This is a genomic window from Corallococcus praedator, assembly GCF_003612125.1.
Taxonomy (GTDB): Bacteria; Myxococcota; Myxococcia; order Myxococcales; family Myxococcaceae; genus Corallococcus; species Corallococcus praedator.
In genome coordinates this window covers 73,919-93,953 of record NZ_RAWI01000002.1, presented here as the reverse complement: position 1 = coordinate 93,953, position 20,035 = coordinate 73,919, and the positions used below count along the sequence as shown (strand labels likewise).

The following is a 20,035-nucleotide window of genomic DNA, read 5'->3' as shown; positions in this document are numbered from 1 at the left end:
CCCGCCCGACAGCCGCCGGAACTGCTCCCGGCCCACCCCGATGGCGGCGGGCAACTGCAATTCGGTGCAGCGCACGGCCATGTGCGAGTTCGCGCCCCCGTACGCCGTGACGATGCCCGCGACGCCCAGCGCGAGCAGGCCGTCGTAGCCGGGGTCGGCACGCTCCAGCAGCACGATGTTGCCGCGCACGCGCTCCGGATCCGGCAGCCCGTCCGCGACCAGCACCGGCGCGCGCACGCACGCCTTGGTGACGAACAGCGGTTGCTCACCACTGCTCACGTGGAAGAGCAGGTGCGACGTGCGCACCAGGATGTCCGGCAGCTCGATGAGGTTGACGGCGGCGGCGTGCTCTCGAGCCTCTTCCACGGCGTCGCGGCACCACGACCGAGCCTCGTCCGGCGGGAGCGCCAGGGCGGTCTCCACCTGCTCCAGCGACAGGTGCGCGATGTCATCCCGGCCGAGCCCCAGCGGCTCTCCCCACTCGGCGAGGTGTTCGAGCACGCCGCTGAGCGTCCTCGTGAACACGTGCTTGCCGTACTCGCGACCCGCGATGGCCGCGCCAAGGTGCCCGAGGAATGCATCAGGGGTCAGCTTCAGCCCGGCGCTCCGGAGGCCCGCGCCGAGCCGCGCGTGGAGGCTGTGCGACAGGGGCGCCTCGTGCCTGGGCGGCTCCTCCCCTCCGGAGATGAGCGGTCCGAAGTAGCGCTCCGGGTCCGCGCCGTAGCGCGGCATGCGGATGTCATACGTCCCCGGGCGCAGGTGCCCGAACTCCGCGACGAGCGCCTCCAGGCCCAGCTCCCCCCGCCGCACGCGGAGCGCGTCCGCTTGCAGTTGCCCAGCCACCGTCCGGATGCGCTGGAGCACCTCGCGCTGTTCGCTCGCGTCGATCACGCCTTCGCGAACGAAGCTCTTGAGCAGCGCGGTCACCACGAACGCCGTCCGCGCCAGGTGCGCGAACGGAAGGGTGCCCAGCTCCCGCAGGCGCGCGAGGATGGGCCCCAGGCCGCCCTCGAGGCCCGGCGCGAACGGGTGGGCGCGAAGCCGCTCCACCTGCGCAAGCCACGCGGGCAGGTCGCCAAGCCCCTTGAGCGTGAGGTCCCGCAGCGCGGTGGCCAGGGCGTCCAGCTCCCCTGCCTCCACCGAGGACGCGTAGAGCCGCCGGAGCCGTTCGCGCAGGCCGAGGCTCGCGCACGTGTCGGCGATCTCGAACTCCACCTTGTCGTGCAGCTCCGGGGCTTCCGCCAGCCGGGCGAGCTGGTGGGAGACCAGGACCTCCGCCACGTGCGACGGGGTGACGGCCGGGATGAAGGAGTTGAGCGAGGCCCGGACATCCACGTAGGCATGTCCCGCGAAGTCGCGCAGCAGCGGCACGCCCCGCAGGTCGCGGTAGCCGTAACCCGCGCGCTGCTCCGCCCAGGTCCGGTCGGTGATGAGCGTGCCGTAGAGCGTCCGTGCGAGCGGAAGCGGGCGCCGGCCAATCATCTCCGCGGGGTTCCAGTCCGTCATCGTGCTGTAGACGGGCCCCTTTCCGACGACGGGACCCTTCGGCAGCAGGAGCGCATGGTGCGCCTTGCAGGCCTCCGCGATCATCATCGCCCGGCGGCCCTCGCTCGCCTCCGGCAGCGACGTGCCCCTGGCGATGGGACGCACCTGGAAGAGGTGGAAGTCGCCGCCCGCCAGCGCGAACTCGATGTCCAGCGCCTCCACCCCGATGAGCCGCACCAGCTCGCGGCCCACGGTGACGACGCGGCGGAGCGAGTCCGGCAACAGCCCTCTGGGCACGCCGTGCTCCACGTACGCGGAGGAGGGCTTCTCCAGGGCTCCGGAGGTGATCTGATCCGTGCGCCCGCTGTGCACGTCCGACGCCACCACCCAGTAGGAGGCCAGCGTCTCCGGGTGCCGCGCCATCAACACGCCGCTCTCGCTCACGGGATGGACGTAGGACTGGAGGAAGACCTTCTCCGACGCCGCCCCCGGGCCGTACGAATCGAACACCTCCGAGATGGCACCGCCGAGGGCCTTGGCGTCCCCCGCGTCCACGTCGAGCACCGACAGGAAGCGCCCGGCGTTCGACTCGGTCCACGCATCCTCCGCGGAGCAGGAGGAACGGACCACGACGCGCTCATCCCCGAAGCGCTCCCGCACGCGCTGGAGCACGTCGCCCCGGTCCCGGGCCCAGTCCTCGCCCCGCACGATGTGCGGTCGGGAGATGCGCCAGGGCCCGTGCAGCTCCGAGAGGATGTCCAGCGTGCGCGCCTTGTCCCCCAGGACGAGCCGTCCCACGGGGGCCAGGGGCTCGCTTGAGACCTCGTCCCCGCCCAGCTCGAAGCTCGCCACGTCTCCGGCCTGGGCGAGGCGGTCCACGGCCTCGTCCAGGTCCCATCCCTCCAGCACCTCGCGCACCGCCTGGGTCCTCCCCAGGATGAAGCGGCACTCACCCCGCCAGGTCGCGATGACGGCGGAGGACGCCTGGAGCAGCACGCGGAGCGCGCGCGGCCGAAGAAGCACCGTCCCCTTGAAGGCGAGCGTCAGCGGGACGCTGCCGTACGTCCGCGCGAGGGTGCCCAGGACGCACTCGGCCCAGACCCGCATGGAGGCGTGCACGGGGCCGACGCCGCGGATGCGGCAGTCGGGAGGACTTCCGACCGGGGAGGTGAGGCGAAGCGTCGCGGCGTCGCGGTCCAGGGCTGTCACGGGCAACCTCGTTCGAGCGGACGGGGTGCGGGGCGCGAGCGCGGCATCGCATTGTGGCCCCTGCCCACGTGTGGTGGATTCGATGCATGAGAACCTTCGCCACGGATGAGCGGCTGGCGTACCGCCGCGCGGGCAATGAGCTTCAGCCCCGCCCGTCCGAGGACCATGTCCTCTCCTACGAGTACCGGTTGATGCAGCTGCCGCTGGTGCGGCCCGACCACCCGGAGGTCGTGCCGTTCGACCTCAAGGCCGGCTACGACTGGCTGGGCACCTACCGCGCACCCCGCGTCTCGCTGGTGGGCTTCGTGGACTTCGGTGCCTTCGCCCAGAGCCCCCAGTTCAACCGCTTCATGAACGCCGTCGCCATGACCGCCGCGGCGCGGAAGATCGCCTGGGACGTCGTTGAGCGGCGCAAATACAGACACCACTTCACCATCTGCAACGGACTCCACGAACGGATGCCCGTGCAGGACATCGTCCCCTTCGTGAAGCAGCGGTTGGAGAACTTCCCCCGCTTCCGCATCCAGGTGAAGGGCGGCTGGTTCTGGGGCAAGAAGAACGGCCGGATCTACTTCCCCGTCTACCCGGAGCTGACGGAGGGCCCCAACCCCGTGGACCACCTCACCGAGGTCCAGACGCGCCTGGGCCACCCGCTCCACCCTGGCTTCTACATCGGCTGTTTGCAATTGATGGACCACCTGCGCTTCAACTCCGAGCTGGACGTGCACGAGGCGGACGAACTCTTCGGCGTGCTGCGCGGCTTCCGGGAGACGACCCTCGTGGAGCTGGACGTAAGCGAGCTCTCCATCCTGCGCACGCACGACGACCTCATCCTCAAGAGCCGGGTCCTTGAACGCGTGCCGCTGACGGGGTGACGGGTTCATTCGAACTCCTGGAGCGCGCTGCGCAGGAGCACGCGCTCATAGGCATTGCGGACCAACGCCCCCAACGGGCCGATGAGCCGCGTGAGGTCCGTCTCGCGGTACAGCGCGGGGTGGTGCAGCAGCTCCAGCACTCCGGCGACGAGCGCCGGCTCCACGCGGTAGTCGAACATCCCGGGCCGACGCGGGTGCGCAAGCCCGGCCTGGACCGCGTCGTTCACCCACGCCGCCTCGCGGGCCACGACGCGCAGGTACACCTCGCGGGACGCCGCCGGTTCGGAGCGAAGCGCCGCGAGCTGGTCCGCGGCCTCGCGCCACGGCGCGGTCAGGTCGTCCGCGAAGGGAGCGACGAGCTCCACCTCCTCCGCGAGGCGCAGGCGGAGGTGGACCAGGAACTCCATGGGCGAAGGCCGCCACGTCCGGCCCACGACCGCGCCCGGCAGACGCTGGACGGCCGAGGTGGCGCGCCGGGTGGGCTGTCCTTCCGACTCCAGGAGCCTGCGCAGCTCGCGGGGGTCGAAGGCCGTGGCGGCCTCTTCGAGGGTCGCGCGCGTGTCGTCCGAGGAGTGCATGAGGCTCAGCGCGCGCGTCGGCGCCTGAAGCCGGCTGCGCAGGTGGTGCGGTGAGCGCTTGCGCGGATCCGCGGAGCCCTTGAGCGCCTTGAACTCCGCGCTGGCCGACCGGCCCGGGGTGCGGAGGATGAGCGCGCAGGAGGACTCCAGCAGGTACACCTCGCTCGGGACGGCCCACGTCTTGTCCAGCGCGATGGGACGGTTGGGGCTGTACACCGCTTCGATGCTGCTCTGCGTGTACTGGACGAACCGCCGGTCCACGGCGTGGAAGCCCTCGCGCTCCAGGAACGCGAGTGCCTCCTCGGCGAGCCCCAGCCCGATGGCGTACGGATCGAAGAACGTGAAGACGAACTCCTCGCTCCCTGGACGCGAGCCGAAGGTCTCCACGAGGTCGGACACACTGTCAGGGTTTCTCATGTGGGGTCTCCACTCCCGGGTTCCACGAGCCACAGCGCCTCGGCCGGCGCGAGCCGCACGTCCCCCCGGCCCTGGCGTCCTCCGAGCAGATCCCTCCACTCCGTCAGCGGCGTGGGGACGGACACGGGCTCCACCCCGAAGTTCACCAGCACGTGCAGGGGCTGACGGCCATGGCCTCGCACCAGGTGGAGGACGTGCGGGGCTGGCAGCCGCGCCTCGCAGCCTCCGTCCTCCCGCAGCGCGGGCGTCTCTTCGCGCAGGCGGATGAGGCCCAGGAGGGACTTCAGGATGCGCGCGTGCACCGGCTGCCGGATCAGCGCGCGGAGGGTCTCATACGGGTAGCGGTGCCGGTTCGCGGCGCGGGGATTCGTGGGCTCGACGCCCACCGCGTCCGGCAGTCCAAAGAGCGTGGGGAAGTAGAGACAGGGCGTGGCGGGGAGCGCGAAGAGCAGCGCGTGCGCGGCCAGGTAGCGCTCGACGTCGAGCCCCGCCTCGGTGGAGAAGATGCGGTGCAGGGAGCTGTTGAGTTCGTAGGGCCGTGGCTCGCCTCCCACGTCCGCGTGGGACACCCGGACGTCGGCGCGCTCCAGCCGCGCGAGCACCCGCCCGAGCGTGGGTGCGTCGAGCGGTGGATCCATGGGGCGCAGGTGCACGCCGTCGTGCGTCTGGAGGAAGGCGTAGCCAGCACCGTGGTGCGCATCCGACGCGGACGCATTCACCCAGTCCACCAGGGGCCTGCCCTCGCCCACGAGGGCCGCCGCGAAGATGAGCAGCGGCACCGCGAGGTGGTTGTCGTGCTGCGCCAGCTCCGCGCCCAGGTAGCACCGCTCTCCGGCGCGATGGTCGGTCTCCGCGAGCAGGCGCACCGAGGGATCCACCAGGTCGGCCACGGCGCGCAGCGCTCGCACCAGCACCTTCGCCTCCGGCTGGTGGGGGCCGCCGGGTACGCGCTTCCACACGTGGGGGATGGCATCCAGGCGCACGACCCGCGCGCCCGCCTCCATCAGGCGCAGCAGCGTCCGCGCCATGGACAGGAAGACGTCTGGAGAACCGTGGTTCAAGTCCACCTGTGAGCGCCCGTACGTGCACCACGCCCACACCGGGCGGCCCTGCGTCTCGAAGCGCTGAAGGAGGGAGGAGGTCCGCACCCGCGTGCCCCACTCGATGGCCCGTGGCTCGGAGAAGAGGTGGAAGTCCTCCGGCCGCCCCTCACCTCGCAGCACGTCCCGGAACCCCGGGTGCGAGGTGGACACGTGGTTCATCACCAGGTCGAGCATCAGCCCGCCGCCCACCTCGGACAGCCGCTCCAGGTCCTCCCACCCGCCGAGGCGCGGATGCACGGCCTGGTGGTCCACCACCGCGAAGCCGTCATCCCCATCCGACACATAGGGCGGGAGCACGTGCAGCAGGGTCGCCCCCACGCCCCCTACCTCCTCGTGGAGGAAGCGCCGCAGCGCCGCGAGTGGCGCTGCCCCGCCGTCGAGCACGTGGTCCGGGTACACGGCGATGACCGCGGGCCGCACGTCCCCCGCCGTGCGCCCACGCAGGCTGCGCGCGCTGGCGCCCTCCGCCGCTGCCGCGAGCTCCCGGACGAGCGAGTCCGCGCGCTCAGCTCCGTAGAGCAGGCGCAGCGCGTCCCCCAACCGCGCCCTCGCGGGGGCGCGGTCCGGGATGGCCGTGGTTCCCAAGGAGGTCATCCCTGGTGCTCGAGGACGTAGTCAATGCGGCCCTGGAGGAACTCCACCGCGCGCGCCAGCTCCGGCTCCGCCGACATGCGTTTGGCCATGCGCTGATGGAGCGCCTCGATGCGAGTGAAGCATTCCCCCAGCGGGCCCGCCGCGCAGTCCGCGTGGATGGAGAGCCCTTCCGCCAGCAGGGCCCGGTCCACCTCACCCGAGGTGGCCATCGCCTTGCGCGACTCGATGAGGAGCCACTTGCGCGCCGCGCTGGTCACCCCCTGGGTCGCGAGGATGGAGACGAGCGCCTCCTCCACGGCGATGCGCGCCACGTGCCGGCTGGACTCCTCGCTGACGGCGCGGTGGCTGATGGCGTCCTCCAGGTACTCGTGGACCTCCATGAAGTGCCGCACCGTGAGGTAGGTGGGCAGCAGCTCGACGAGGAACTCGTCCCGCCAGCTCGCGACGAGGTCCGGCTTCAAGAGCGGCAGGCCGGTGCGCAGGCGGTGCAGGAAGCGCAGCTCCGGGCCGTCGATGATGGGGATGAACTTCAGCTCGGACGGCTTGTAGAGCGCCGGCGCGATGGCGGTCATCCACGTCATGATCTCCGCGACGCGGCCACGCTCGGCCAGCTCGATGTTGACCTCGATGCCGTCGCAATACTGGAGCGCTTCGCTGAAGCGGCTGTTCTTGAAGCGCACCCCCTCCTGGCTCGAGATGAGCGACGTGCGGTGCGGCACCAGCACCATCAGGTCCACGTCCGAACTGGGAGTGCCATTGCCGGCCGCGAGCGAACCCGTCAGGAGCACGCCGCACGAGGCGGGGTCGCTGACCAGCTCCGACAGGATGCGTTCAACGTCCACGCCATGGGCGCGGAGCGTCTCCGCGGTGAGCGGTTGACCACTGGAAAGCTGATGCGTGCGCTTCATGATGCCACCTTCCCCCGTCCCTCATGGGACAGCTGCAAGTCCGAGAAAACATCCGCGCACGCGTCCGCGACGGTGCGCACCATCTGCTCCTCATGCGTCCGCATCACGCTCAGGCGCAGCAGGCCGTGGCCCGCCGGGACGGCCGGGTGGATGACCGGATTGGCGTAGATGCCCCGGTTCCACAGCAGCCGCCACGCCTGGAGGGTGTCGAAGTCCGCGCCCACCTCCACGCTGACGATGGGACCATCCGACGGGATGGGCCGCAGCCCGCGTGCCACCAGGGCCTCGCGCAGCGAGCGCACCCGCTCCTTCAACTGGCGCACCAGGTCCGGATCCGCCTGGAGGATGCGCAGGGCTTCGAGCGCCGCGGCCACCGAGGCTGGAGTATTGGCGGCGGTGAAGAGGAAGGGGCGCGTGAGGACGCGCAGGGCTTCAATCTGATCCTTGTCCCCGATGATGGCGCCGCCGCAGGAGCCCAGGCTCTTGGAGAAGGTGATGGTGATGAAGTCCGCGTCCTGGACGACGCCCTCCTCCTCCACGGTGCCCAGCCCCCGCTCCCCCACCGTTCCCAGGCCGTGCGCCTCGTCCACGACGAGCGCCAGCCCCGTGGCGCGGCACACCTCCAGGAACCTGCGCAGCGGGGCCCGGTCTCCCCGCATGGAGTAGACGCCCTCGACGACGCAGAGGCCGGAGCTCTTGTCCTCCGTCGCCTGGGCCAGCAGGTGCTCCGGATCGTTGTGACCGAAGCGCTTCATGTTCGCGCGCGCCAGCCACACGCCGTCCAGGACGGAGGCGTGCATCTCCTCGTCCACCCAGGCGCGGTCGTTCTTGCCGAGCAGCGTGCTCATCAGGCCCAGGTTGGCGCCGTAGCCGGTGGAGAACACCATGGCGCCGGTGCGGCCGTAGAAGCGCCGCAGGGCGTCCTCCAGCTCCTCGTGGAGCGCCAGGTTGCCATTGAGCAGCCGCGAGCCCGTCACGCCCGCGCCCCAGCGGGCCGTGGCCTCCTGGGCGGCGGCGATGACGCGCGCGTCGTTCGCGAGCCCCAGGTAGTTGTTGGAGCCGAAGTTGAGGATGTCCCGGCCCTCCATGCGGGTGATGGGGCCGGTGGCCGACTCCACCCGCGTGAAGTACGGGAGGCGGCCAATGCGCCGGCCCAGGCGGGCCTGCGCCACGCGCGGGTCCCCGAGCAGCCGCTGGATGACGGGCGCCCGTGGGCGGCCCGCCGTGTCTTGTTCAGGTCGTGTCATGTTTCTGATCCCGGAAATCGAACGCCAGACTCGCGGCGGTCGCGCAGACAGCGGTGAAGGTGAGGATGACGGCGGTGCTCTGGAGCACGACGCTCCAGCGGCCCTCGCCGAAGGTGGACTCGTTGAGCGCGCGCAGGGCCCAGAAGTGCGGTGTGGCGTAGCCGAGCGTGCGCGACCATCCCGGCAGGGCTTCGGTGACGACAATGGCTCCGCCCACCGCGCTGAACGTCACGAGCACGAGGTAGGAGAGGTTGGAGAGCGTGGCGGTGCTGCGGGTGATGGCGAAGAGGAGGAAGCCCAGGGCCGAACCGCTGGCCACCAGCGCCGCGCCCGTGAGCGCTACCTGAAAGACATTGCCGTTCAGCGGCAGGCCCAGGAACGCCGCCGCGAAGCCCGTGAAGAGCAGCAGCTGCACGAACGACATCGCGCACGCGGGCAGGACCTTGCCCATGGCGAACGCGAGCCTCGGTGGGCGGATCAGCGCCTGCCGGCCATGCGTGTGGTACCAGAAGTCCCGATAGAACGCGTGACCCGAGTACGTCACCACCATGTAGCTGAACATCACCGCGAAGCCGATGGTGGCCCGCCCCATGGCGCCCGGGGCCGAGTCGAGCCCCGAGACACCCGGGCCGAGGATGGCGGAGAGCACGGCGGGCAGGATGAAGATGAACACCATGGCCGTGCGCTCACGCGAGAGCACGCGCCACTCCGTCAGCGCGTAGCACCCCACCACGTTGACGAAGCCCGCCATCCCGCGAGGCGCGGAGGGGGTGCTGGAAGAGATGTCGTGACTCATGGGCCCTCGGACTCCCTGGCGAAGGCGCTGAGCGATGGGTCTCTCAGCAGGATGTCGCGGAGCCGGTTTCCGGACAGGCGCAGCTCGGACAGGCGGACGTCGGAGGGGACCTCGCCCAGCTTCGAGCGGACCTCGTCCAGGCTGCCGGTGGCGAGCGTGAGCTCCCACGACGTCTCCGCGGGCGGGGACACGGGACGCGCGCCTCGCAGCGACAGCGTGCGCGCCTGGTTCGACAGGACGGTCCCCAGCTCCCCCAGGTCCCGCGTCTCCCCGTTCCGCAGCAGCACCAGCTCCGTGGACAGCTCCTCGATGTCCTCGGGGTAGTGCGCGGTGACCAGCACCGCGGCGCCCTCCTCCCGCCAGGCGCGCACCCGCCGCACCACGAGCTGTCGGGCCTCGAAGTCGAGCGCGACGGTCGGCTCATCCAGCAGCCGGATGGGAGGCGCGTGGACGAAGCTCGCCGCCAGGTGCACGAGGCGCCGCTGTCCACCGGACAGGTGATGCACGCGCGTGCGTGCAATGGGACCCAGCGCGAACTCCTCCAACGTCCGGGCGACGGCGGCCTTCGCCTCACCGCGCCCCAGCAACAGGCGGGCGAGGTGCCCGACGTTCTCCTCCACCGTGAGCACCGGATGGAGCGCGATGGCCTGCGTCGCGAACCCGATGGCGCGGTGGGCGGGAAGTGCTCCCACGTCGAGTCGCACCGAGCCCCCGGTCGTGCCCTGCACCGTGCCGGTGATCGCGCCCAGCAACGTCGTCTTGCCGGCGCCGTTGGCACCGAGCAGCCCCACGGAAGTCCCCCCCTTCAGCCGAAGGGAGACATCGCGAAGCACGGGCGCACAACGGGCGAACGCGAAGGACAACCGCTCCGCGAAGAGCAGGGTGTTTCCGTGAGAGGGGCCCATGGACTGACGAAGACGCCCGGGAGATTTGATTGGATCCTGAAATACCGCTTCTTCAGGAAAAGCTAATTTGTCGGTCATCGTCGGGATGACCTTCTACAGAAGCGGTCTGACATCCAGCGTCAGCCCTCATGAGCGCTTCCCCGTCATCACGCATGTCCTCGCTACCTCCGAGGTGCGCTCCCATGGGGCCTGCGGGAAACGAGCGGCGGACGGGATGCGCTACGCTCCTCCGAAATGGCTCCCGCACCCTTCCAGGTGGAGTTCCGCGTGCTCATCGGTCCGGACTGGGCGCCGCTCAGTTTCCTGGAAGGACTGGAAGCCGATGCCGTGGATATGTATTTCCGTCATCCATCCGTGACCTGTTGCAGCTTCCAGGGAGGATTCTTCATCGACGTCGGAGGTCGGCCTTTCAGCGATGACGGCTCGAAGGTCGGCCTGGAGCAACTTTGAGCCCGCATGCCGCGCGTCGAGTTCTTCCAGTCCTGGCCTTGGGACTCCTGCTCCTGGACTGCAGGGGTTCCACGCGTGGGCCAGAGGGCGCGCCCCGAGAGGAGACCTCCACCGTGTCCCTGACCTGGATGACCGTTCCCGCCACGGACGCGCGGATCCAGTACGTCGGCCGGACGTACCGCTCCAGCACTGGGGTCGTCTTCTCCCACCCGGGCGTGACGGTGCGCGTGCGCTTCTGGGGGGACGCCCTGCGCATGCGGCTCGACGACGCGGGCACGGGCGGCGAGGTGGGCACCAACCACTTCGACGTCTCGATTGACGGCGCCCCGCCGACCCGGCTCGCCGTGCGGAGCGGTGAGGCCACCTACCCGCTCGCCCCGGCGCTGGAGGTCGGCCTCCACACGGTGGAGCTCCTCAAGCGCACCGAGTCCATCGTGGGCCCCAGCAAGCTCGTGGCGCTGGAGGTCCATGGCGAGCTTCGGGAGCCGCCCACCCGGCCGGGGCTCCGGATGGAGTTCATCGGGGACTCCATCACCTGTGGCTACGGCACCGACGTCGCGTTCATCCCGGAGTCACGTTCCTGGAGGGCGCCCACCTTCACGTCGAAGCATCAGAATCCCAGACAGACCTATGCGTGGCTCACCGCCATGAACCTGGGCATGGAGCCCGTCCTCGTCTGTTATTCGGGCCATGGCGTCTACCGCAATCTGGACCTCACGACGTCCGGCCTGCTGCCCGTGCTGTACGAACTCGCGGTGCCGGAGCATCCCGCCGCGTGGGAGTTCACGGACGGTTCTCCAGAGGTGATTGTCATCAACATCGGCACCAATGACACACTCGCGGGCAGTGGCACCGACGCATTCCTCCCGGACGAAGCTGGCTTCAAGGCCGCCTACCGCGCATTCCTCCAGCGGCTGCGGACGCTCCATCCCCGCGCGCACATCGTGTGCACGCTCGGCAGCATGACGGACGGATACAAGAAGCTCGAAAATCACGGCGTGGTGAAGTCCGTGCACGTCGGGGACTGGATCACCGGGCTCGTGGACGAACGGCGCCGCGCCGGGGACACCCGCGTCCACCGCCACGTGATGGCCGAACAGGACCCCGCCACCGATGGCGTCGCGGAGGACTGGCATCCATCCGCCGCCACGCACCAGAAGATGGCGGAGTCCCTGACCCGGTTCCTCCGAGACGTCCTGCGGCCTTGAGCCGGGCCGGAAGCCCCTGTGGGTGTGGCCCATGCGAGTTGACGCGGAGGATGGGCTCAGGCGTCGTCGTGGGCGAGGGACGAGGACAGCTTGCGGTGGGCGTCGGCCTGTCCAAGCAGGAGCCTGGCCTTGGCCTCGAAGGTCTGCACGGCGTCAGCACCCGCGGCGAAGCGGGCCGGCGGCGCGTCCGTTCCGGCGAGCTGAACGATGGCGCCAGCGAGTCTGGCCGGGTCGCCCCCCTGTTTGCCGTCCATGCTGTTCCAGGCAGCGACGGTCTCCCGGGTGCGTTCCGCGTAGTCGTCGATGGAGGGCCTGGCGTAGGTGGTGGATCCAGCGGTGAGCAGCTCGGTACGGAAAAAGCCAGGCTCGACGAGCATCGTGCGGATGCCGAAGGGGGCAATCTCCGGGGTGAGCGACTCGCTCCATCCTTCGATGCCGAACTTCGCGGCGGCGTATGCCGTGCAAAACACTCCGCCGGCGATACCCGCGGTCGAGGAGATGGTGAGCAGCAGGCCGGAGCGTTGCTTGCGCATCGTCGGCAGCACGGCGCGGGTGACGTTCATCGGGCCGAACAGCAACGTCTCGATCTGCTCGCGGACCTGTTCGGGGCTGAGTTCCTCGAAGAAGCCGGCGTAGAAGTTGCCCGCGTTGTTGACCAGTACGTCAATCCGGCCGAACTTTCCGAGGGTGGCCTCGACCGCGGCCTGGGCATCCTCGGGACGGGTGACGTCGAGCTTGATGGCCAGCAAGTCTGCGTGGTCGCCGATGGCAGCCATGACCTTCCTGGGGTCGCGGCCGGTGGCTACGACGGCGTGGCCGGCAGCAAGCGCCGCCTTGGCGATGTCGACGCCCAGCCCCCGGCCAGCGCCGGTGATGAGCCAGACCTTCTTGTCAGTCATGGGGTGTTCCTCTCTTCAAAGTTCGCTCCATCAACGACACGCATCTGCATCTCATTCATCCGGCCGCCCCGCACTTCGAGTTTCGACAACGCAGTGTGGATTTCACGAAGATCCGCCGGCGTCAGCTGCACGCTGACCGCCATCAGGTTCTCCTCCAGGTGGTTCAGTCTGCGCGTGCCTGGAATCGGAACGATCCACGGCTTCTGCGCGAGGAGCCACGCCAGGGAGAGCTGGGCGGGAGTCGCGTGCTTCTGGATTGCGAAGCTCTTGAGGAAATCGACGAACGGGGTGTTGGCCGCCAGGTTCTCCGGACTGAAGCGGTCAAACCCAGCTCGAAGGTCCGTCTTGGGGTCGAACCTTGTCTGGGCATTCATCGTCCCGGGCAGATAACCCATTCCGAGCGGCCCCCACGGAACAAAGCCGATGCCCAGTTCCTCGCACGCCGCGAGCACGCCGTTTCGTTCGGGACCTCGCTCCATGATCGAGTATTCGGTCTGGACCGCGGTCACGGGCTGTACGGCATGGGCTCGGCGGATCGTTCGCGCACTCGCCTCGGAGAGGCCGAAGTGCAGGACCTTTCCCTCGGCGATCAAATCCTTGATCGCCCCCGCCACATCCTCGATGGGCACACCGGGGTCCACCCGGTGCTGGTAGTAGAGGTCGATGCGGTCGGTCCTGAGGCGCTTGAGCGAACCCTCGACCACCTTCTTGATGTGCTCTGGACGGCTGTTCAACCCAGGGGGACCTTCCAGGTTGAAGCCGAACTTGGTCGCAATCACGACCTTGTCGCGAATGGGCGCGAGCGCCTCTCCGACGAGGTCTTCGCTCGTGTAGGGACCGTAGACCTCGGCCGTATCGAAGAACGTGACGCCCTTCTCATGGGCCGAACGAATGACCTGGATGCCCTGGCTTCTGTCAGCGGGCGGGCCGTAGTTGGCGCTGATGCTCATGCACCCATGCCCCAGCTCCGACACCTCGAGGCTTCCGAGCTTTCGCGTCTTCATCCTGCTCTGCCTTCTGCGCGGGTCGCTGTTGTTCTCCTGGGACTGACTGGACGGCGTGGCGCACGCCCATGAGCCGACAGCCAGCCCTGCCCCGACAAGGGCACTGCTCGCCAGGAAGTCACGGCGACCAAGGGCTCGGCGCTCTGGGGTGTTCGAGTCGGATGCCTGCTTGTTCTTCTTCATGGAGGGTCTCCTGGGGCCAGATCAGAGATACGCCCAGGCTCCGCACCGGACTAGACGCCACCGGCCAAACGGGCTGTTAAGCCCTACTCGACAATCGGCTGCGGACCCGTGCTGGCTTCGGGTGGATTCCTGAAGACCGGGGATGTAGCTAACGCGTCATCATGAACACGGTGCCATTCCCACAGCTCCAGGCGTTCCTGACCGTGGCGCGCCATCGGAGCTTCAGCAGCGCGGCGAGCGAGCTGAGCGTCTCCAGGTCCGCCGTGAGCCAGGCGGTGAGGCAGTTGGAAGAACAATTGCGCGTGGTGCTGCTCACGCGCACGACGCGCAGCGTGGCGCTGACGGATGCGGGAAGGCGCCTCGTGGAGGAGGCGGGCCCGGGGCTCGGTCAGATACGGGCTGCCCTCACCACCGTCTCCGCCCAACCGGGCGAAGCGGTGGGGCGGATACGACTGTCGACTCCCCAGATGGCGGTGCCCTTCGTCATCACGCCCGTGATTCCCGCCTTCCGCGCGCGACACCCGCGAGTGGAGGTGGAGGTCGTCGTCGAGGACCGCTTCGTGGACATCGTGGCGGAGGGCTACGACGCGGGCGTGCGGCTGACCGAGGCCATCGAGCGCGACATGGTGCAGGTGCGTCTCACCGACGCCTTCCGCTTCGTGGTGGTGGGCGCCCCCAGCTACCTCGAGCGCCACGGCACGCCGCAGAAACCCGAGGACCTCCTGCGCCACGAGTGCATCACCTACCGCTCGCAGACGAGCGGGACGATCTACGCCTGGGAGCTGGAGCGAGGCCGCAGGAACTGGCGTGTGCCGGTGCGCGGGGGCGTCGTCGCCAACGACGGCCAGGTGATGCTGGCCCTGGCCGAGGCAGGTGTCGGGCTCATGTACGCATTTGAACCGCAGGTGCAGGAGCAACTGCGCACCGGGAGGTTGACGGTGGTGCTCGAGGCCTATGCGCCCACCGTTCCCGGATTCTTCCTCTACTTCCCCAGCCGGGCGCGGCGCTCCGGGCCCCTGCGCCTCTTTGTCGAGGCGGCACGCGAACTCTCCGTCAAGGCAGTGTGAACCCTGACTCGTTCTGAAAGCGGATGAACCGCGCCCCGGACTTGGAGTAGGACTTCCCCATGGGCTCGGGGCGAAGGCGCGGGGAATGACAGACACGGCGACGACACGGGTCCGCTGGCGACGCGCCAGCCTCGCGGGGTGGCTCGCCTTCGCCCTGTGCGGTGTCACGGCGGGGGTGCGCGCCGCAACCGTCGCCCCGGCGCCGGAGCGCAAGCACCTGTCGGACGTGGAGCGCGTCCAGGTAGGCCGCGCGGCCGCCGCCGAGGAACCCACGTGGCGCGCGCAATCGCTGCACAACTTCCCGGGGGACCACTGGTCGCAGGACGACGACTTCAGCGCCGCCGAGCGCTCCTGGGTCATGGGGGAAGCCCAGCGCCGGGACGTGCCCGTGGAAGAGGTGTTCCGCGCCATCGACGAGGAGCTGCACTCCAGCAGCCCCGTCCAGCCCCCACGCAAGGCCACGGCGGCGCCTTGCAAGCCGCGCGCGTTCTACGACTGACGCACGCATGAGGCCCTCCCCCTCCACGTTGCTCCGGGTCCTGTACCGCATCGCCACCACCGCGGGCCTGCGCCTGGCGTTCTTTGGCCTGCTCGCGCTCGTGGCCGCCTGGGAGCCGCTGTCGCAGGTGGGACGGACGAACGACTTCCGCGACGCGCACCTGCTGTATGCCTATGAGGAGGCGGGCGCCCGCACCGTGGCGACGTACGGCCAGGCGCCGCTGTGGAACCCGTGGACGTGCGGCGGCCAGTACGCCCTGGGCAGCCCACAGACCCGTGTCGCATCGCCCACGGTGCTGCTGTCCGCCGCGCTGGGCGCGCACCGCGCGGAAGCCGTGGTGCTGTGGCTCTTCCTCGTGCTGGGCATGGAGGGCTTCTACCGCTTCGCGCGACAACGCACGGGCTCCGCGGCGGGGGCGCTCGTCGCCGCGCCCTTCTTCGGGCTCGCGGGCTTCACCGCGCATGCGTGGTCGCTGGGCTGGCTCAACTTCGCCGGCTTCCTGCTGCTGCCGTGGCTGCTGTTCGGCACGCGGCGGGCGGCGGAGGGACACCTGGAGGGCGCGGCGCTGGTGGCTGGCGGCTTCGCGCTCCAGTTGGGCTTCGGCAGCTCGTACCCCGTTCCCATGAGCGCGCTCTTCGTCGCGCTGGAGGCGGTGCGCACGCTGGTGTCCCAGCCCGTGCGGCGAAGCGGCCGATGGCGCGCGGGGGTGTGGGCGCTCGGCGCAACGGCGCTCTTCACCCTGGGCGCGAGCATGTTCCGCCTGTGGCCCCTGGTGGAGACGATGCGCTCCGCGCCCCGCATCATGGCCGGCACGCCGAGCCACTCGCTGGAGACGGTGGGGCGCGAGCTGCTCCAGTTCCCCAGCAACGCCGACGTGGGGCACTTCTTCTTCCTGCCCGGAGCCCTCGTCCTCGCGCTGGGCGCCGTGCTGGCACGCCGCCGGGCCGCGTACCCCGCCGTGCTCGCGGGCCTCTGCCTCTGGCTGGCCTCGGGCTACGCCGCGAAGCCCTCGCTGTTCGCCGCGCTCCGGCTGCTGCCCGTCTTCGGAACGCTTCGCTATCCCGAGCGCTTCCTCGTCCCCGCCGGACTCTTCCTCGCGGAGCTGGCCGCTCTGGGGTTCGCGGCGCTTCTGCTCCGCTCGACGCGGGGTCGCGCGTGGAAGTGGGCTTCGGGGGTGGCGTGCGCACTGGCGGTGGCGGGCATCGCCGTCCAGGTCATCGGCTTCAGCACGCTCGCCGGTCGCGTGACGCTGGTGCCCACGCCCATCGCCGTGGACCAGCCCTTCGCCCAGACCCGCGGCAACCGCTGGGCCCAGGGCTACTTCCTCCCGCTCAACCGGGGCTCCATCGCCTGCGGCGAGGCGTGGCCCGTCCCCATGTCCGAGCGCCTCCGGGGCGACCTTCCGCAAGAGGAGTACCTGGAGGACCCGGGCGCCGGCACCGCACGGCGGGTGACGTGGACGCCCAACCGGCTCGAAGTGGACGTGGACGCGACGCGGCCCACCGCGCTGCTCATCAACCAGAACTGGCATCCGGGCTGGAAGTCCTCGGTCGGCGAGGTCGTCTCGCGCGAAGGGCTGCTCGGCGTGACGTTGCCCGCCGGCCACCACCGCGTCGAGCTGCGCTTCCTGCCCCGGTCGGGGCTGGGAGGGACCGCCGTGTCGGCGCTCGCGTGGGGGGGCCTGGCGCTGCTCGCATGGGCCAAGCGACGGCGCGGGGGCGCCTCCCCGTGGCCCGGCCCCAGGGCCGTGGCGGTGGCCGCCCTGCCGCTGGTGGCGATGGGCGCCATGTGGGTGGGCTGGCATGAGCCGGAGGCGATGCCCGTGCTGCGCAACACGGATGGGTCGCTTCTCGGGACGGCGGAGCTGCCCGCGAACGCGCGGGTCATCCACGGGCGCTTCGAGCGGCCCGTGGAGCTGGTGGCGGCCCAGGTGCCGTCCGCGCCCGACGCACGCGGCATCGTTCCGGTGGTCCTCTACTGGCAGGTGCGGGGGAAGGTGCCCCGCTCGGTCGGAATCTGGGTGCACGTCGCCGGCCCCGGAGAGCGGAAGACCGCCGACCATGCCGTCGTGGGAGGCACCTTCTTCTTCCGCGATGCGCCCCGCCGCGCGCTGCTGCGCGATGCGTTCGCCCTGTCCGCGAAGGACTGGGAGCCGGGTGAATGGAAGGTGCTGGTGGGCCTCTGGTACGCTGGCGACGACGGCGCCCGCCTCAAGGCCTTCACCGACGATGGCACGCCCGTGCCCGAGGACCGCTTCGAGGTGGGCACCATCACCGTGCCGCCCAAGCCCAAGCCGTAGGCCCGAGCACCGCGCGCGGAGGGGGGCTCCGGCTGGAGGCCCCCTGGCTCCCCGCCTCGACGGGGCTTACTGAGGGGAGAGCGTGGTGAAGGCGGAGCTGCCCGCCGGCCCCACCCGGATGCTGTCCACCCACGCCTTGGCCCGACTGAGGTTGTTGGTGCTGGTGTCCGTGACGGTGACGACGAACTTGAGGGTCACGTTCTTGTTCGCGAACGCCGACAGGTCGAGCTCCGCGCGCTGCGTCCAGTTGGCCTCGGTGAGGGTGCCAAGGCCGCTCTTCACCGCCGAGTCCACCACGGTGTCCACGCCATCGTTGACGATGACGCGGAAGGCGGCCGAGGCGGTGGTGTTGGCGCAGGACAGGTCCAGCTTGCGCCAGTAGGTCAGCCGGGGGTTGGCCGGCAGCGCCACGCTGACGCTGGCCGTCCGGGTGACGGTGTTGAAGGCCGCGGTGGCCGCGCCCAGGATGGACTTGCTGCCGGTGCTGCCCGTCTGGTCGCTGGCATCCAGCGCCCACCCGGTGAGGGTCCAGCCAGCGTTGTCCGGCCCGTTGGCCGAGAAGCGTTCGGTGAAGCCCACCGGAGCCGGGGCCACCGCCACCTGCACCGACGCGGAGGCGGCCGAGTTGCCCGCCGCGTCGTAGGCGCGCGCCTGGAGCGTGTGCGTCCCGGTCGCGGAGGAGGCGGTGTCCCAGTTGAACTCGAAGAGCCCCGTCGGCCCCGCCGACACATCCTGGCCCACCACGGCGCCATCCACGAGGAACTCCACCTTCGCCACGCCCCGGTCATCCGCCGCGTTCGCGATGAGCGTGACGGTGCCCGAAAGGCTGGCGCCGCCCGTGGGAGAGGTGAGGCTCACGGTGGGGGCGGTGGTGTCGGAGACGCCGCCAGTGACGGTGACCGTGACCGTGCTCGACGTGGCGGTGTTTCCCGCCGCGTCGTAGGCCCTGGCCACGAGCGCGTGGATGCCATTGGTTGCCGTGTTGCTGTTCCAGGTGAACGCGTAGGGCGCGGACGGGTCGCTGCTGGCCAGCGCATTGTCGATGAAGAACTCGACCCGCGAGACGCCCACGTTGTCCGAAGCGGTGGCGGTCACCTGCACCGCTCCGCTCACGGTGGAGCCCTGGCCCGGCGCCGAAAGACTCACGGTGGGCGCGACCGAGTCGGAGGAATCCAGTCCGAAGAACTTCGCCACGTACCAGGTGGAGCAGATGTCCGTGTCCAGCACGTATGCGCCCGCCGTGCCGCAGGCCACGGTGGTTCCGGGGAACCTGAACGCCGGATCAATGGGCGTGCCATGCCCCATGCCGGTGAGGGAGTAGGACTCCACCAGCGCCTTGCCCGCGGCGTCCGTGTAGACCTTGTGGGGGTAGCCAGCGACCGTCTCGGAGAGGTCCTCCGTCTGGTCGATGCCGTGCACCGCGGTCCATTGCTCCACGCCCTCGGTGAGGTTGGAGTTCTTCACGGTGAAGTCAGAGGTGCCGTGCCAGATGGAGACGCGCGGGTAGGCGCCCGTATAGGAGGGGAAGGCGCCCCGCACCAGGTCCCGCCACGCGGTGGGCGTCTTGTCCACGCCCGGGCTCATGCAACTGAAGCCGCCCGTCATCGACGTGGCGCACTTGTATGGGATGCCCGCCATCACCGCGGCTCCGGCGAAGACATCCGGGTAGGTGGCGGCCATCACGTGCGTCATCGCGCCGCCGGCCGACAGGCCGGTGACGAACACGCGGCCCGGATCAATGGAATAGGTGGCCTTCATGTGGTCCACCATCTGCTTGATGGAGAGCGCCTCGCCCTGGCCGCGCGCGGTGTCTCCAGGCTCGAACCAGTTGAAGCAGCTGGTCGAGTTGTTGCCACTCACCTGCTCCGGATAGACGACGTAGAACTTGAGCGGGTCGGCCAGCGCGGTCCATCCGGTGGCAGCGTAGGCGGCCGCCGACTGGGTACAGCCGTGCAGCGCGACGACCAGGGGCGCATTGGCGGGCATGCTGGCCGGCACGTGCGTCCACATCCGCAGGTTGCCGGGGTTGGTGCCAAAGCTCGTAACCTGCGTCAGCGCGCTCTGGACCTCGGCGACCCCGGAGGCTTCCGTGGAAGGCCCTTCCTCCGGCATCCCCAGGGGTCCGCACCCCAGGACAGTCACCGCGAGGAGCCCACAGCCAAGACGTCCGAAGCGCTGACCCTGCATGGAAAGCCTCCCTTGAAGAAGGGCGCAAGGTATCACCTGGAGGGCAAGCGCCCAGATGATTCCTGAATCATGCATCAACTTCGTCGCATGAGAGCTTTTGCGCATTGCGCCATCCCTGGGCC

General features: G+C 70.0%; 16 protein-coding genes. 6 read left to right on the top strand and 10 right to left on the bottom strand.

Translation table 11 applies throughout. The features are described from left to right. Positions 1-2,694: PEP-utilizing enzyme (locus tag D7Y13_RS00795; protein ID WP_120630616.1), on the bottom strand; the 2,694-nt coding region annotated here is incomplete at its 3' end. An 86-nt stretch (positions 2,695-2,780) separates the two neighbouring features. Between D7Y13_RS00795 and D7Y13_RS00790 the strand changes: the two genes are divergently transcribed. Then, complete coding sequence (locus D7Y13_RS00790) at positions 2,781-3,569, top strand: hypothetical protein (RefSeq protein WP_120582064.1); 789 nt, start codon at positions 2,781-2,783, stop codon at positions 3,567-3,569. Positions 3,570-3,574: 5 nt separating this feature from the next. On the opposite strand, the gene D7Y13_RS00785 is transcribed toward D7Y13_RS00790, so the two are convergent. The 6 genes from D7Y13_RS00785 to D7Y13_RS00760 are packed head-to-tail and all read right to left on the bottom strand — an operon-like array spanning position 3,575 to position 10,117. Further along, complete coding sequence (locus D7Y13_RS00785) at positions 3,575-4,564, bottom strand: nucleoside-diphosphate kinase (protein ID WP_120582065.1); 990 nt, start codon at positions 4,562-4,564, stop codon at positions 3,575-3,577. Further along, entirely contained in the window at positions 4,561-6,261 is a 1,701-nt protein-coding gene (locus D7Y13_RS00780; protein WP_120582066.1) for an alpha-amylase family glycosyl hydrolase, read from the bottom strand. Before D7Y13_RS00780 ends, D7Y13_RS00785 begins: the two co-directional genes overlap by 4 nt. Beyond that, entirely contained in the window at positions 6,258-7,169 is a 912-nt protein-coding gene (locus D7Y13_RS00775) for a nucleotidyltransferase domain-containing protein (protein WP_120531149.1), read from the bottom strand. Before D7Y13_RS00775 ends, D7Y13_RS00780 begins: the two co-directional genes overlap by 4 nt. Next, on the bottom strand, positions 7,166-8,416 hold the full coding sequence (locus tag D7Y13_RS00770; RefSeq protein WP_120531150.1) for an aminotransferase class I/II-fold pyridoxal phosphate-dependent enzyme: 1,251 nt from the start codon (positions 8,414-8,416) through the stop codon (positions 7,166-7,168). Before D7Y13_RS00770 ends, D7Y13_RS00775 begins: the two co-directional genes overlap by 4 nt. Further along, positions 8,403-9,212, bottom strand: coding sequence for an ABC transporter permease (locus tag D7Y13_RS00765; RefSeq protein WP_120531151.1), 810 nt, complete (start codon positions 9,210-9,212; stop codon positions 8,403-8,405). The genes D7Y13_RS00770 and D7Y13_RS00765 overlap by 14 nt, the downstream gene beginning before the upstream one ends. Beyond that, complete coding sequence (locus D7Y13_RS00760; RefSeq protein WP_255424350.1) at positions 9,209-10,117, bottom strand: ATP-binding cassette domain-containing protein; 909 nt, start codon at positions 10,115-10,117, stop codon at positions 9,209-9,211. Before D7Y13_RS00760 ends, D7Y13_RS00765 begins: the two co-directional genes overlap by 4 nt. Positions 10,118-10,384: 267 nt before the next feature. Between D7Y13_RS00760 and D7Y13_RS00755 the strand changes: the two genes are divergently transcribed. Beyond that, positions 10,385-10,567 (top strand): hypothetical protein, encoded by a 183-nt coding sequence (locus tag D7Y13_RS00755; protein ID WP_147444144.1) that lies wholly within the window; start codon positions 10,385-10,387, stop codon positions 10,565-10,567. Between the two features lie 113 nt (positions 10,568-10,680). Continuing rightward, entirely contained in the window at positions 10,681-11,775 is a 1,095-nt protein-coding gene (locus tag D7Y13_RS00750; RefSeq protein ID WP_233595256.1) for an SGNH/GDSL hydrolase family protein, read from the top strand. A gap of 56 nt (positions 11,776-11,831) precedes the next feature. Here D7Y13_RS00750 and D7Y13_RS00745 read toward each other — a convergent pair whose 3' ends face one another. Continuing rightward, on the bottom strand, positions 11,832-12,674 hold the full coding sequence (locus D7Y13_RS00745) for an SDR family oxidoreductase (RefSeq protein ID WP_120582069.1): 843 nt from the start codon (positions 12,672-12,674) through the stop codon (positions 11,832-11,834). Continuing rightward, the gene (locus tag D7Y13_RS00740; protein ID WP_158620248.1) at positions 12,671-13,678 is read right to left on the bottom strand and encodes an aldo/keto reductase; all 1,008 of its coding nucleotides are present in this window, start codon (positions 13,676-13,678) and stop codon (positions 12,671-12,673) included. Before D7Y13_RS00740 ends, D7Y13_RS00745 begins: the two co-directional genes overlap by 4 nt. A 344-nt stretch (positions 13,679-14,022) precedes the next feature. On the opposite strand from D7Y13_RS00740, the gene D7Y13_RS00735 reads away from it, so the two are divergent. The 3 genes from D7Y13_RS00735 (at position 14,023) to D7Y13_RS00725 (ending at position 17,726) form a co-directional block, all read left to right on the top strand. Beyond that, positions 14,023-14,928 carry a LysR family transcriptional regulator gene (locus D7Y13_RS00735; protein WP_120531156.1) on the top strand — a complete coding sequence of 302 codons (906 nt, stop codon included), beginning with the start codon at positions 14,023-14,025 and terminating at the stop codon, positions 14,926-14,928. An 85-nt stretch (positions 14,929-15,013) separates the two neighbouring features. Then, the gene (locus D7Y13_RS00730; RefSeq protein ID WP_120582070.1) at positions 15,014-15,427 is read left to right on the top strand and encodes a hypothetical protein; all 414 of its coding nucleotides are present in this window, start codon (positions 15,014-15,016) and stop codon (positions 15,425-15,427) included. Positions 15,428-15,434: 7 nt separating this feature from the next. After that, positions 15,435-17,726, top strand: a complete 2,292-nt coding sequence (locus tag D7Y13_RS00725) for a putative glycosyltransferase family protein (RefSeq protein ID WP_120582071.1) — start codon at positions 15,435-15,437, stop codon at positions 17,724-17,726. A gap of 66 nt (positions 17,727-17,792) precedes the next feature. On the opposite strand, the gene D7Y13_RS00720 is transcribed toward D7Y13_RS00725, so the two are convergent. Further along, entirely contained in the window at positions 17,793-19,913 is a 2,121-nt protein-coding gene (locus D7Y13_RS00720) for an extracellular catalytic domain type 1 short-chain-length polyhydroxyalkanoate depolymerase (RefSeq protein WP_120582072.1), read from the bottom strand. Positions 19,914-20,035 lie beyond the last annotated feature (122 nt).